This is a genomic window from Kibdelosporangium banguiense (genome assembly GCF_017876405.1).
GTDB lineage: Bacteria > Actinomycetota > Actinomycetes > Mycobacteriales > Pseudonocardiaceae > Kibdelosporangium > Kibdelosporangium banguiense.
Genome location: NZ_JAGINW010000001.1, coordinates 3,703,712 through 3,717,297, shown reverse-complemented (window position 1 = coordinate 3,717,297; position 13,586 = coordinate 3,703,712). Strand labels below are relative to the sequence as shown.

General features: G+C 66.1%; 12 protein-coding genes, 1 tRNA gene and 1 pseudogene. 6 read left to right on the top strand and 8 right to left on the bottom strand.

From position 1 onward, the window contains the following. Window positions 1-60: 60 nt before the first annotated feature. The gene (locus JOF56_RS17640; RefSeq protein WP_209639137.1) at window positions 61-978 is read right to left on the bottom strand and encodes a cation diffusion facilitator family transporter; all 918 of its coding nucleotides are present in this window, start codon (window positions 976-978) and stop codon (window positions 61-63) included. A 122-nt stretch (window positions 979-1,100) separates the two neighbouring features. Here JOF56_RS17640 and JOF56_RS17635 point away from each other — a divergent pair. Continuing rightward, a tRNA-Arg gene (locus tag JOF56_RS17635) sits at window positions 1,101-1,175 on the top strand. Between the two features lie 125 nt (window positions 1,176-1,300). Here the strand turns inward: JOF56_RS17635 and JOF56_RS17630 are convergent. The 3 genes and pseudogenes from JOF56_RS17630 to JOF56_RS59500 all read right to left on the bottom strand — a co-directional run. Further along, window positions 1,301-1,465, bottom strand: a complete 165-nt coding sequence (locus JOF56_RS17630; RefSeq protein WP_209639135.1) for a site-specific integrase — start codon at window positions 1,463-1,465, stop codon at window positions 1,301-1,303. A gap of 384 nt (window positions 1,466-1,849) precedes the next feature. Continuing rightward, complete coding sequence (locus JOF56_RS17625; protein ID WP_245378289.1) at window positions 1,850-2,887, bottom strand: AAA family ATPase; 1,038 nt, start codon at window positions 2,885-2,887, stop codon at window positions 1,850-1,852. Between the two features lie 125 nt (window positions 2,888-3,012). Beyond that, window positions 3,013-3,171, bottom strand: a pseudogene (locus tag JOF56_RS59500) (ABC transporter permease); the annotation flags it as partial. Window positions 3,172-3,264: 93 nt separating this feature from the next. On the opposite strand from JOF56_RS59500, the gene JOF56_RS17615 reads away from it, so the two are divergent. Further along, window positions 3,265-3,555 (top strand): terpene synthase family protein, encoded by a 291-nt coding sequence (locus JOF56_RS17615; RefSeq protein ID WP_209639131.1) that lies wholly within the window; start codon window positions 3,265-3,267, stop codon window positions 3,553-3,555. Here JOF56_RS17615 and JOF56_RS17610 read toward each other — a convergent pair. Next, window positions 3,543-4,049, bottom strand: a complete 507-nt coding sequence (locus JOF56_RS17610; protein ID WP_209639129.1) for a monooxygenase family protein — start codon at window positions 4,047-4,049, stop codon at window positions 3,543-3,545. The genes JOF56_RS17615 and JOF56_RS17610 overlap by 13 nt on opposite strands. A gap of 174 nt (window positions 4,050-4,223) precedes the next feature. On the opposite strand from JOF56_RS17610, the gene JOF56_RS17605 reads away from it, so the two are divergent. Together JOF56_RS17605 and JOF56_RS17600 are read left to right on the top strand one after the other, a co-directional pair. Continuing rightward, on the top strand, window positions 4,224-5,126 hold the full coding sequence (locus JOF56_RS17605; protein ID WP_209639127.1) for a bile acid:sodium symporter family protein: 903 nt from the start codon (window positions 4,224-4,226) through the stop codon (window positions 5,124-5,126). After that, complete coding sequence (locus tag JOF56_RS17600; RefSeq protein ID WP_209639125.1) at window positions 5,123-8,287, top strand: ATP-binding protein; 3,165 nt, start codon at window positions 5,123-5,125, stop codon at window positions 8,285-8,287. The genes JOF56_RS17605 and JOF56_RS17600 overlap by 4 nt, the downstream gene beginning before the upstream one ends. Here JOF56_RS17600 and JOF56_RS17595 read toward each other — a convergent pair. Together JOF56_RS17595 and JOF56_RS17590 are read right to left on the bottom strand one after the other, a co-directional pair. Continuing rightward, entirely contained in the window at window positions 8,264-9,532 is a 1,269-nt protein-coding gene (locus JOF56_RS17595) for an MFS transporter (RefSeq protein ID WP_209639123.1), read from the bottom strand. The genes JOF56_RS17600 and JOF56_RS17595 overlap by 24 nt on opposite strands. A 29-nt stretch (window positions 9,533-9,561) precedes the next feature. Next, entirely contained in the window at window positions 9,562-10,356 is a 795-nt protein-coding gene (locus JOF56_RS17590) for an alpha/beta fold hydrolase (protein WP_209639121.1), read from the bottom strand. Between the two features lie 567 nt (window positions 10,357-10,923). On the opposite strand from JOF56_RS17590, the gene JOF56_RS17585 reads away from it, so the two are divergent. After that, complete coding sequence (locus JOF56_RS17585; protein WP_307855142.1) at window positions 10,924-11,847, top strand: ParB/RepB/Spo0J family partition protein; 924 nt, start codon at window positions 10,924-10,926, stop codon at window positions 11,845-11,847. A 78-nt stretch (window positions 11,848-11,925) separates the two neighbouring features. Then, window positions 11,926-12,624, top strand: coding sequence for a class I SAM-dependent methyltransferase (locus JOF56_RS17580; RefSeq protein ID WP_209639117.1), 699 nt, complete (start codon window positions 11,926-11,928; stop codon window positions 12,622-12,624). Here JOF56_RS17580 and JOF56_RS17575 read toward each other — a convergent pair. After that, window positions 12,597-13,367, bottom strand: coding sequence for an AfsR/SARP family transcriptional regulator (locus tag JOF56_RS17575; RefSeq protein WP_209639115.1), 771 nt, complete (start codon window positions 13,365-13,367; stop codon window positions 12,597-12,599). The two genes, JOF56_RS17580 and JOF56_RS17575, sit on opposite strands and share 28 nt — an antisense overlap. Window positions 13,368-13,586 lie beyond the last annotated feature (219 nt).

Below are 13,586 nucleotides of genomic sequence, written 5' to 3'. Positions count from 1 at the left end.
GTCTACGGGTCGGCGGGGCCGGACGTCGTCCAGCGCGTTAGGAAACCTTCTTAACCATTCTCACCAGCTGAGCTCGCGGCATTTGGCCGACGGCTGCTCAACCTGCAGGGTGGCATGCTCGATGTGATAGCTCTGCGACAGAAGCCCTTGCGCGGCAACGAGAACATCGGCCTGATCAGCACCGTCCACCATGGTCAGATGAGCCGAGACAACCTCCATACCAGAGGTGAGCGTCCACACATGCAGATCGTGAACCTCTGACACACCAGGCAGTTTGGTGAGATCCGACGTCATCTGCGTGACATCGACCCCCTCGGGGGCATGCTGGAACAGAATCCGCAACGCACTGCGACCGAGCCGCCACGCTCGCGGCAGCACGAACAACCCGATGGCCACACCGATGACGGGGTCGGCATACCGCCACCCGAACAGAAGCATGAGCAGGCCGCTGACAAGGACCCCGATGGACCCGATCATGTCCGCCATGACCTCGAGGTAGGCGCCCCGCACATTCAGGCTCTCCTTGGCCCCATCCCGCAGCAGCAGGAACGCGGCCACGTTCATGACAAGCCCAACGGCAGCCACAATCGTCACAGGCAACCCAGGCACCTCAGGCGGAGCCCCAAACCGGCCGATGGCCTCATAGAGCACCCACCCAGCCACCCCGAAAAGAAGCACGGCATTGACCAAGGCAGCAAGCACCTCGGACCGATAAAGCCCGAACGTACGCCCCCGCCCCCGCCCAGACCGCCGCGCGACCACGATGGCCACAGCAGCCAGCGCCACCCCGAACACATCAGTGAAAACATGCGCGGAGTCAGCCAGCAAAGCCAACGACGACGTCGCAAGCCCAACAATCAGCTGAAGCACGAACGTGACGAGCCCAAGGCCCACCGCGATCCACAACCGCCGCAAATGCCGACTCCCCGCCGACACAGCCTGCTCCGCGGACATCCCATGCCCATGTCCCTGCCCCATCAGACCTCCTCACTCCCCCGCAACATATAGCGACATGCGCATGAATGCAACCCGACCATGACAAGGGACACCCCCAACCCACCCCCTCCACCCATACGCTAAGCTTCCCCACGTCCCAAAGAGCCCCCGTAGCTCAGGGGATAGAGCACCGCCCTCCGGAGGCGGGAGCGCAGGTTCGAATCCTGCCGGGGGCACCATCGCTGGCCAGCATAGAACGCTCTCTGACCAGCAACAAAGGGGCCAGAGAGCGTTCTCGCAAGTCCAACCGTGTCCGACTGAATCCGGTGATCTACGGCTGGTTGTGCCAAATACGTGCCAAAGTTCAGCGGACCGGCTGGTGACCTAGAGCTGCCTCGACGCGCCGCTGGACCGTGGCTGTCTCGCCGTCCAGGCACTTGGCGTAGATCTTCAGCAGCACCTCAACCGAGTGACCTGCCCACCCGGCCACCGTCGTAGCCGGGACACCGCCATTGAGCCACGTAGACACCGCTGCATGCCTCAGGTCGTACGGAGTCCTTGCCAGCGGCCCGGCGGCCACTTCGGGCGTGAGCACTGCTGTCCGCGCTCTCTTCCACGCCCGTGTGATGGTGAGCTTCGGCAGCTCCCCCGCGTTCGCTCGCCCGTGAACAGCCGCCCGTCGGCAGCCGTGCCGAACTGGCGCATATGGGAGTGCAGCAGCGTTGTCAGCTCGGGCGGGCAGGGCACCGTGCGGCTCTCACCACGTGCACGTTGCTTGAACTGCCGCCGGTCGCGGTTGTTGCCGCTGTCGGTCCACTCCCGGCCGGCATATGGCTCGGCGGTGTCAATCGTCAGCTCTCCCCACCCCTCCTCAGGCAGGGACAGGTTGTGTTTGGACAGGGCAACGGCCTCCTCAGGCCGCATGGCAGCGAAGTAGAGGCATCCGAAGAACGCCACCAGCCGTGGCCCGCTCCGCTGCTGGCAGCCCACACCAGCAAGGTGACACGTCGGTAGGTGGGCTGTCACCGGCCGACATCGGGACGAAGTAGCGGCCGGTGCCGTCCTTGGTGAGCTGCCCGTCATCCGCCATGCGGAGACAGGTTTGCTTGACGTTGTCGTACGACAGGCCAGTAGCCGTAGCGATCGCCTTTGGCTGGCTGCCAGGGTGTTCCCGGAGATAGCGCAGAATGACCGCCCGCGTATCCGCCACGAGGTGATCGATCGCAGGGCCTTCGAGCATGTTCCACGCACCATGCGCGGGATCGAAGGAAAGCGCGTATTCGCACTCTTCGACGTCGCGGCCGGTGACGTGCAGCTGCCCGTCCGCGTTGTTCCTGCCGCGCTGGAGAACGAGCACAGCGTCTGCTGCTCCGGCGATGCCGTTCGTGCCTGACACGGTCGCCAGGAAGTCCTCCGCAGCAGCCTTGCGGACGTGCGTCACCACGAGCACGGCTACCCCGTAGTGGTCCGCAATCCTTTTGATACGGCCGATTGCGGCATAGTCAGCGGCGTACTGGCTGCCTCCTGAGCTCTCTTGACCACGCACCTTGGCCAGAACGTCTATGACGACCAGGCGGGCGTCCGGGTTGCGGTCGAGCCACCCGGCAATGGCACGGTCACCTCCGTCCGCCAATGGCGGGCACTCTGTGACCAGTGTCAGCCCACGGGGCGCACGTTTCCCGGCAAGCAGCTTCCCCATGCGGGACTGCAACCGCCGCGCAGTGTCCTCAAGCGCGAGATACAGAACCGGCCCGGCTTCCGTTGCGATAGAACCGAATGCCGGTTCCCCAGCCGCGATGGACAGCCCAAGACCGAGCGACAACCACGACTTCCCAACCTTCGGCGGCCCGGCAACAAGGTTGACGCCTTCACAGATGACACCCCGGACTGCCCATTTCGGCTCAGGAAAGTCAGCCGCCATGAGCTCATCGGCTGTCCACGCGGTACGCAACGCGGGAGCGTCATCCCGGGGGCACAGTGAGGTAGACCTCGGGTCTCCGCCTCGGGAATCCGGTCGGTGCGGTACACGTTGGTGTCCGGCACATCGCCGAGTGCCGCCACCTCCTGCCCCGGCTCGATGCGGCGGATCATCTCCACCGACTCGGTTGGCAGCGCGGCGGTCTGGCCCGACATCGTGCTGCCGGGCGCCACGGTGAGCAGGTTCGCGCCGAGTGCGGCGAGCTGGCGGTCCAATTCGGCACGGCTGGAGGACGACACCCCGACCACCGCGGTCATCGCGGCGATGCCGATCGCGATACCCAATGCGGACAGGAACACCCGCAGCGGACGGGTACGCAGGCCGGCGCTACCGACTCCATCCCGGTCATCGTGGTGCTGCTGGAGGTCTGCAACGAATTCGAGCTACCACTGCCCGTAGCTCAGGACCACGACGTCGCTGCCCTGACCATCCTGGCCATCCAGATGCTCGACACCGCCCACGACATCATCACGTGCCCGCGAGACGTCCACCTCGGAGACGAGGGCAACCTGGCCGTCATCCTGGCCCGTGAGAACAACACCACCATCCAGGAAGGGATGGAACTCGCCGAGACCACTGCCGGGGTCGTCGGCTCTCTCTGTCATAGCCGGACGGCGGGCGGGAGTTGTCAGGACTCGTAGAGGTCCGTCTCGCTCAGGACCGGGTTGCTGTTGTATGAGCGTTTCAGGCGGGCCGCTGAACCGAACATGGGGCCTCGGGCGCGCTGGATTCCGGCGAAGCGTCCAAACCCCAGTGGCTTGGGCACATCGTCGTAGACGGCTTCCATGCCGCCTTTGACCGAGTACGTCTCGTGCCAGAAACCTGTGCCGCCTGAGTCTTTCAGGAAATCCAGCCACCACTGCCGATGTGGCTGCGACCGGGCGAAGTCGAGCAGTGAGGGCAGGTCTCGCCAGTACTGACGCATCCCCATGTTCATGGGGAAGAACGAGTAGTAGACGGGCTCATGCAGCAGCAAGCCGTCGGGCTCGTCCGCGACCGACTTGCTGATCTTGCGGCCGAAGCTGAAGAAGGTCCGGATGCCGTACAGATGGTTCACCCGCATGCCGAGGTACAGCACGATGAGGTCCGGGTAGGCGGACAGGTCGACGGTTTGCCGACTCACTTGGGTTGGCATCCAACGCTCCTTGGCTTGGCCTGAGTTCGTTCCGTGCGATCCCAAGGTACGAATGTGCTCTTGACGAACAGTGGACGACGACTTACCTCCGGCTTCGGGAAACAAAAATCACATGATCGCTTGAGCTGCGGAACGGTGGATTGACCGGCTGCGGAGTGCCGGAGAAAATTCGCCATGGACTCCCCATGGCTCCTGGCCAGCCTGCCTTTCGCCCTCGGCGTCGTCATGTTCGGCTTGGGCCTTGCCCTGAGGATGGATGACTTCCGACTGGTGGGCCGGCATCCGAAGGCGGTCGTGGTCTCGCTGCTGTGCCAGGTCTTGCTGCTGCCGGTCATCTGCTTCGGCCTGGTGCTCGCGTTCCGGCTGCCGCCGGAGCTGGCGGTCGGGATGATGCTGCTCGCGGCGTCCCCGGGCGGTCCCACGGCCAACCTGTACAGCCACTTGTTCGGCGGGCATGTCGCGCTGAATGTCACGCTCACCGCGATCAACTCGGTGTTGGTCGTGGTCACCATGCCGATCGTGGTGAACCTGTCGGCCCGCTACTTCTTGTCCGGCGAAGCCGACATCGGGTTGCCGCTCGGCAAGGTGCTGCAGGTCTTCGCGATCGTGCTCGTGCCGGTCGCCATCGGGATGCTCGTCCGCGCGCGAGCGCCCAAGGTGGCGCAGTGGCTCAACCGGCCGGTCCGGGTCCTGTCAGTGGTTGTCCTGGTCGTGGTCATCTCCGCCGTGCTGTACGGGGCGCGGGAGGACCTCGCCGACTATTTCGTCGCGGTCGGGCTGGCCGTGCTGGTCTTCAACATCGTGAGCCTGTTGATCGGCTACGGTGTGCCGCGCCTGGCCGGCGTCGACCACCATGCGGCCACCGCGGCCGGGTTTGAGATCGGCATCCACAACACCGCGTTCGCCATCACGATCGCGCTGAGCCCGGCACTGTTGAACAATGCCGAGATGGCGATTCCGGGTACGGCGTACGGCATTGTCATGTTCTTCACAGCGGCCGGGTTCGGCTGGCTGATCACCCGTCGCCGCACTCAGGAGCCCGTTCCCAGCGCACAGACGCCGGTTGAGCCCGCATGAACTCACATCGGCTCGACCGCGAGGATCCCGCCGGTTTCCCGCGCCTGCTCATCCTCGGCCCGTTACGGGTGTGGCGTGACGGTGCCGAGCTTGATGCCGGCCCCCGGCAGCAGGCCTATCTGCTGGCCCTGCTCCTGGCCCGCGTGGGCCGGCCGGTCACGACGAGCGAGTTGATCGGCCTGATCTGGGGGGACGATGTCCCCACCAGCGCGCTCAACGTCATCCACAAGTACGTCGGAGCGCTGCGGCGCCTGCTCGAACCCATGAACCCTGCCCGGGGTGCCGGCTCATACCTCCACCGCCGCGGCAACGCGTACCTGTTCAGCGCCGGCTCTGACACGCTGGATCTGGTCGCCTTCCGGGAACTCGTCGAAGCCGCCAAGGCGGCTCTGGCGCAGCGTCATCACGAAGCGGCGCTCGATCACTACGTCGAAGCGCTCAGCTTGTGGCAGGGCCCTGCGGGGGACGGATTCACCCACGGAACAACCGCGATGGCGATCTTCACCGCCCTCGACGACGAGTTCCACGCCGCCTGCGAGGCCGCCGCCGACCTGGCCGTGTCGCTGCGCCGGCCGGAGCGGGTGCTCCCGGCGTTGCAGCTCGCCGCGAAGATGGCACCGTTCCACGAACCTGTACAGGCCAGCCTCATCTCCATCCTCGGCGCCACCGGACGACAGGCCGAGGCGTTGTCGACGTTCCGGATGCTCCAGGGCCGCCTGGCCGACGAGCTCGGCATCGCCCCTGGCCCGGCCCTGCAGGACGCCTACCTGCGGGTGCTGACGCAGACCCCGGCGTCCGCACTCAAGCCAGCACCCGCGCGAAGGACCAGCGGTCTGGTCGGACGGGCCGAGGAACTCGCCGTGCTGCGGCAGGCAATGGAGGCGGCGTTCACCGGCCGCACCGGGCTCGGCATCGTCGAGGGCGAACCGGGCGTGGGCAAGACCCGCATCCTTCAGGAGGCCGCCGCGGACGCGAACCAGCGTGGCGCGCTCGTCGTCTGGGCCTCCTGCCTGGAAGGCGATGGAGCACCCTCGATGTGGCCGTGGGAGCAGGCGCTCACCACTGTCCTCGACAGCCTGCCCGCACCCGCGCGGGAGAAGTGGCTGGGCGGCGAACTCGGTGGCCTCATCGAGGCACGAAACGATCACGCCGCACCGGCGGCGTCCGGCAGCCGTGCCCAGTTCCGCCTGTTCGAGCAGGTCGTCACCGTCATCGGCCAGGCCGCGAGCCAACGGCCCATGCTGCTCATCATCGACGATCTCCAATGGGCTGATACCGCCTCGCTCCAGCTGTTCGGCCATCTGGCGACCCGGCTGCCTGCCAGTTCCGCGATCATCGGCGCACTTCGCGACCGCGCACCCACACCCGGCTCCGAGTTTTCACGAGTCCTGGCCGCCGCCAGCCGGCAGCCCGGCCACCGCAGGATCCGGCTCGGCCCGCTCAGCCTGACCGACGTGATCGAACTCGTCCGGCGCGAAACCGGCCACGAGCCCAGTGCGGACATCGCCCGCACAATCCATGCCCGCACCGCCGGCAATCCGTTCTTCGTCCGCGAGCTGTCGCGGCTCCTCAGCGACAGCGGCGCGCTCAGTGACAGCGCTGATGCGTCAGCCGGGGTCCCGTCCACAGTGCGAGACGTCGTCCGCGATCGGATGGCAGGCCTCGACGACAACGCTCGCGACGTGCTGCGGATCGCCGCGCTCATCGGCCGCGACGTCGAGCTAGGTCTGCTCGCCCGCGCCGCCGACATCGACGTCACGGAATGTCTCGAACGCCTCGAACCGCTGCGTGCGCTCGGTCTGCTCGAACCAACGGCGGCAGATCCGTTCTCGTTACGCTTCGCACACGACCTGGTCCGCGAGTCGATCAGTGAGACAACGGCGCAGCAGCAGGCTATCCGGCTGCATCTGCGCATCGCAGACGCGCTCGAGGAACGTCACGCGGACCACGAGTCCATCACCGAACGCCTCGCCTACCACCTGCAGGCCGCCGGCCCCCTCGCCGACCCAGTTCGCACTGCGGAGGCGCTGAAACGCGCTGGCCGTCGCGCATCGGTCAAGCTCGCGTTCGCGACCGCCGACCGGCACCTGCAGTCAGCCGCCCAGATCGCACGGACCGCCGGGCTCCCGGAACTGGAGCTCTCCGCTCTCTCGCTGCTCGCCATCGCCCCGCGCCGGCAGGCCGGGTACGGCGGCACCACGTTCGATCTGCTGGAGCGGGCGGAACACCTGGCCCGCCAACTCGGCCGGGAGGTGGAGGCCGCCGGCCTCCTCTTCGCCCGTCTGTTCGGGGCCTACACCTTCCTGGAGTGGGACCGGGAACGCCTGGTCCGCCGGCTGTACGAGCAAGGGGAGGCGTCCAGCGATCCGGTCGTCCGGGTGTACGGCCGGCAGGCCTGGGGCCTGCATCAGTGGGACATCGGCAACATCGGCGAGGCTTACCGGTGCTTTGAGGCGAACAACCCCGCCGTTCTCGACGGTGTCGTCTCCTCGCACAGCGAGACTCCGATCCGGCGTGACGTCTCAGGTGAGTGGCCCGGCTGGCGGGCCGTCGTGACCGCGTTGCACGGTGATGTCGAGACGGCCAGGACCATGATCGACGAATGGAACGGCCCTGACGACCCGTACGCGGTCGCGACCTGGGCCTACTACCTCACCATCATCGGTTCCATGGCCGGTGACGCGGGCTTGGTGATACGCACGATCGAACGGTGGATCGCCGTGGGCACCGGCCGTGCCGCGGTCCAACAGGAGCACTATGTCCGGCTGAACTGGTTCTGGGCCCGTGCCCTCACCGGCGACGACCCGGCCGGGATCGCGGCGGAGGCCGATCAGCTCCTGGCCGCGACGCTGGTCGACCCGCCGAGGTGGGGCGTCGCGTACCACTATGGACTGATCGCCGAGATGTGGCTGGCCGCCGGGATGACGGACAACGCCGGCGTCGCCATCGAGCGGGCGGACAAGGCACTCGAGGCCAACGGCCAACGCTACGCCGAAGGACTTGTCCGGCTGCTACGGGCGCGCCTGCTGCAGGCCCGTGGCGAGCCCGTTGACGTCGTACGGGCCGCCGCCGAAGAGGCCCGCGCTTGGTCCACCGATCGCGAGGCCCATCTCTTCGCCCGCCGCGCGCAGGAGTTCTTAGCCGAGCTCGACCTGTCCTAGTGCGACGGTCGCTGGAGTACTGGCCGGGCTGTTCAGCCGGGCGACGGTGACCACGTACAGGAGCAGGCCTGCGGCGGTGAGGACGAATCCGGCCCAGACGGTGGACAGGGTGCCCCAGCCGGCGTCGAGGACGATCGCACCCCCGATCGCGCCCAGCGAGTTGGCGAGGTTGAGGGCGGCCAGATTGAGGGCGCCCATCAGGGCCGGGGCGTCCGGGGCGAAGCGGGTCAACCGGACCTGGATGGTGGGGATCGCGAACATCATGGTCGCGCCGACGCCGAACAGGCAGAGCAGCAGGATCGCCAGGTCGCTGCCGGCCACACCGATCAGCGCCAGGAGCACCAGGACCCCGCCATAGCCGTAGGTCAGCCCGCGGTGCTCGTACCGGTCGGCGACGCGTCCGCCGAGGTGGTTGCCGACCGCCATGCCGATGCCGAAGACGGCGAGTGCGATCGGGATGAGTGTGGCGTCGCGCTGGGCGGCGTCGGTGACGAACGGCCCGATGAACGTGTAGACGGCGAAGATGCTGGAGATTCCGAGCGCCGCGACGGTGACCATCAACCAGACACCCCGCCTACGGAGGGCGCCCAGCTCGTTCGTGATGGAGCCACCGCGCAGGTCGTCCGTGCGTGGCAGCCAGGCCACGAGGGCCGCGCCTGCGAGCAGACCGACGGCGGCCACGGTCCAATACATGACGCGCCATCCGGCGTTCTGGCCGATGAACGTGCCCAGCGGCGACCCGAAGATGGTGGCGAAAGTGAGTCCGCCCATCACGGTGGCGAAGGCTTTGCCGCCCTTGCCCGGGCCATATACGTACGCGGCGACGACGGCCCCGGCGCCGAAGAACGCGCCCTGCACACTGCCGGTGAAGAACCGGCAGACGACGAGCAGCGCCACGTTCGGCGCCAGAGCTGAGAGCCCGTTGCCGATCAGGAACAGCGCAATCAGGCCGAGGAGCAGAGCGCGCCGGTTGACCCTGGCGGCCAGCAGGGTGATCGCCGGAGAGCCGATCATCACCCCGAAGGCGTACGCGGTGATCGCGTACGTCGCGACCGGAATCGACACGTCCAGATCGGACGCGAACAGCTGGATGACGCCGTTGCTGCCGAACTCGCCAGTGCCGATCGCAAAGGTACCCAGTGCCAGGGCGAACAACGCCGGCTTCGGATTGCGGATGGGTGATCTCGCGCTGGTGTGCCGCTTTTCCTCGGCGGCGCACTGGCCTTCGTAGGCGTGCTGATGCATCGTCTCGTCCTTGGTAGGAGGAATCCGCGTCAGCACGCGGCGCGCTTGATGAGGTCAGCCGTCGCGGCGGGTTGCGAGATCATCGCGACGTGTGAGGCACCGACCTCGACAGTGCGTGCGCCGGCCCGCCGCGCCACAAACCGTTGCGCCGCAGCGGGAAAGACGTTGTCGTCGCGGGCGACGAGGTACCAGGAAGGAATGGTCTTCCAGGCCGGAACGCCCGACGGCTCCCCCAGTGCACGCACGTCGACTGGCCGCTGGCCGGCCCACATCAGGTCGGTGGTCGCTCTGGGCACGTCACCGGCGAACACGTCGCGGAACACTTCTTTTTTGATGTACGCGTCGACGCTCGCACCGTTGGGACGGAAGTCCAGCGCCGTCTCGTCGACCTTGCTTCCCGGGTACTTCGTCTGCAGGCCTTGCAGCGACTCACCCGCATCGGGTGCGAACGCGGCCACATAGACCAGCGCCTTGACGTTCGCGTTGCCGGTCGCGGCATTCGTGATCACGTTGCCGCCGTATGAATGTGCGGCGAGGACGAGCGGACCGTTGAGGGTGGCGAGGACGCTCGCCAGGTAGGCGGCGTCGGCGGCCACGCCGCGCAGCGGGTTCGCCGGGGCGAGGACCGGATAGCCGGCACGGATGAGCTGAGCGGCAACGCCGTACCAGCCGGAGGCGTCGGCGAACGCGCCGTGTACGAGCACCACAGTGGGCTTCTGCTTGCCGTCGGGCCGGGGATTTGCCTGCGCCTCCGGCGCTCCGACAGCGGCACCGGCCGCGACCGCGGCGGATCCGGCCAGCAGGCTTCGGCGAGATGTGGTCATCGATGTACCCCTCATTGTCCGTTGTTCTCAGCTGTGATCGCGGATCAGCATGCAACCGGGTACTTGACGAACACTGAACGAGCCGACGGGCCGGGTTTCCGTAGTAATTCCGTCCCCGTCAAGTGCGTCGACCTGACTTGTGGCAATGCGATCGAAACAAAAGCGAAACGCCCGGAAATGGGGCGTGCGTGCGCGATCCGCTCGATCGGCGGCCGCCCATGGGGAGCGTTCACCGAGAACGGCCGGCCCGGGTGCTGTCCGCGGTGGTCGTTGGCCTGCCGCTGCGCGGCGTGTTCAGCACGTTCGCCTGCGGTCGGCACTGGTTACTGGCGCACCAGGTCGTGTGGCTGCACGGGAATCGATTCGATGATACTGTCCGGAAGGGGATCAAGGAGTCAAAACGGATCACTCGTTCGGACTGCTGAACGGCCGAATGGTTTGATCCGGATGCCGCGGCTGCCGGGCTTTGATGCGGACAGTGATTGACGTGGCACGCTTGGACAGCAAAGTTGTTCACAACTTTTCTGGGGGAAGCGCAGTGGATCGTGGTTTCGGAAAGTTACTGTGGTGTCACGCTTTCGGGTAGGTGGCACCGATGATGCGGGTGGCGAATGGGTGGCGATCAGCTCGCTTCTCCCTGCGGATTCGCCGAGGCTGGCGGGTGAGAGCGTCGAGCACATCCGGACACTCGCCGCGTCGGATGCGGCGCTGCCGCCGATCGTTGTGCAGCGGGCGAGCAGGCGAATCGTCGACGGAATGCACCGGGTGCAGGCGGTCAAACTCCGCGGCAACGACGAGATTCGAGTGCTGTTCTACGACGGCGACGACGAGGACGCGTTCATTGTGGCTGTGGCGGCCAATATCGCGCACGGTCTGCCGCTGTCGCAGACCGATCGGACTGCCGCCGCCGCTCGCATCCTCGGAATGCGGCCGCAATGGTCAGACCGGAAGATCGCCTCGGTGACAGGTCTTGCCGCGACGACTGTCGGCGGCATCCGCAAGCGTTTAATTGATGCATCTGGACGGTTGAACGCGCTCGAGCGGGTCGGCAAGGACGGCAAGGTACGCCCGGTCGACGCGAAAACCGGCCGGTTGCGGGCCAGCGAATTGATCGCACAGCGCCCGGACGCCCCCATTCGAGAGATCGCCAAAGCCGCGGGTGTATCGCCGGCGACAGCTTTGGACGTACGAAACCGGTTGCGTGACGGCCTGGATCCGATCCCCCGCGGGTACCAGAAGCCGCCTGCGAGTCCACAGGTCAGCTACGACATCCTGCTGAAGGATCTCAAGCGGGATCCATCGCTGCGCTTCACCGATTCCGGCCGCGCGTTGCTGCGCTGGCTGGACGCGCACTCAGTGGACCAGGAGCAATTGCGGCAGTACGCCGATACCATCCCGGCGCATTGCACGCGGGTGATTGCCAGACTCGCGCAACACAACATCACCTGCTGGAAAGACCTTCTCCAGCACATCGAAAGTCGCGACCTCTAGCACATCACCCGGTCCCGCTCTATCTGTTCTCGATGCGCCTGCCTCACGATAGGGACGCCCCTGAACGGAGGAACCGGGATGACCGCAGTCGAGCATTGGAAGAACTCGTCCAGCGTGAGTGCCTACGACCGAGTGGTCGGGCACGAGAAAACCGCTCGGATCGCTGCCCGGTTGCTGTGGGGCACTCGCCTGAAGAAATGGTACGACCAGATCAGATCGCTGAACGAGGACGCACGTGGCAAAACGGTGCTCGACGTGCCGTGCGGTGGTGGCGTCACTTTCCGTGGCCTGACTGGCCTGCCTGCCGAGGAAATCGATTACGTCGCCGTCGACATCTCGAACGTCATGCTTGACCGCGCGCGGGACGAGGCACGCAAACGGGGACTGACAGGAATCACGTTCACCCAGGCGAGTGTGGAGCAACTGCCGTTTCCCGATATGTCGTTCGACATGTGCCTGACCTACAACGGCCTGCACTGTTTTCCTGACCCGGTGGCCGCACTGACGGAGATGACCAGAGTGCTCCGGTCCGGAGGCAGACTGCAGGGAACAGCCATCGTCCGTGGCGCGGGCCGCCGGCAGGACAAGATCATCGAGGTGAACCAGCGGCTCGGAGTGTTCGGCGTGACAGGCACCTATGCGGACCTCGAGCACTCCTTGCACCGCGCTGGTCTTGCCGGCATCCGGATCGAGCGCAGCGGCGCGATGGCGTTCTTCACAGCCACCCGGCCGATGCCGGAATCCGCTGATCAGGTTTCGGACGGAAACGAGAGATAAGGCTTGACCATCGCGGTGGCCGGCCGGTTGTTGCCGAGGATGGACCGGTGCAACTCCTGCAATTCGACGGCCGGTTCGATCCCGAGGTCGTTACGCAGAGTGCGCCACAACGACCGGTAGACCTGGAGCGCTTCGCCCCGCCTACCCACTTTCGCGAGTGCCCGCATGAGCTGTGCGTAGAAGAATTCGTTGAGCGGGTGATCGGCGACGAGCTCCTTCAACTCCCCGATCATCTCACGATGTCTGCCCATCGTGAGGTCCACTGTGATCCGTGTTTCCAGCGCCTGCATCCGGAGTTCGTTCAAATGCGTCACCTGCGCCGAAAGAACCGGCCCGAGCGACACGTTCTCCAACGCCGTACCCCGCCACAACCGCAACGCGTCGTGCAGCAGTGGCGCCGCCTGAGCGGGATTTCCCGCGTCAAGAGCGGTGCGGGCACGCTCCATCAGGTCCTCGAAATCGTTCAGGTCCAGCTGCCCGGCGCCGACATTGAGCATGTACCCGGGTGGCACCGTGGACAACAGTTCTTCGGCACCGCGAAAGCGTCCGATCTCCTTTCGGATCTGGTAGACGTACGTCTGCGCGGTGGTCGACGCGCTACGCGGCGGGACTTGGTCCCACAGCTCTTCGATGATCGCCTTCAGTGGCACCACCCGGTTGGCCCGAAGCGCCAGCAGCGCCAATACCTGGCGCTGCTTCGGCGGATTCGGTGTGTAGGTGACCCTGGGTAAGTCAAGTTCCAAAGCGCCAAGTATTTTCGCCCTCAACATATGTCCCCCAACGCATTTGTTCGAAGCTCAATCCTTCCGCGCGACCGGCAACACCGCCAGAGACTGGCCCCAAGACTACGGCCGGCCAGGCCGGACGATAACTCCGCCAAGTCGATCCAAGCAGTGTATTAATCAGGGGATGACGCGTCAAGCGTTCGCCGAGCCATTAAGCACGGACTGAAGTCGTCAAGA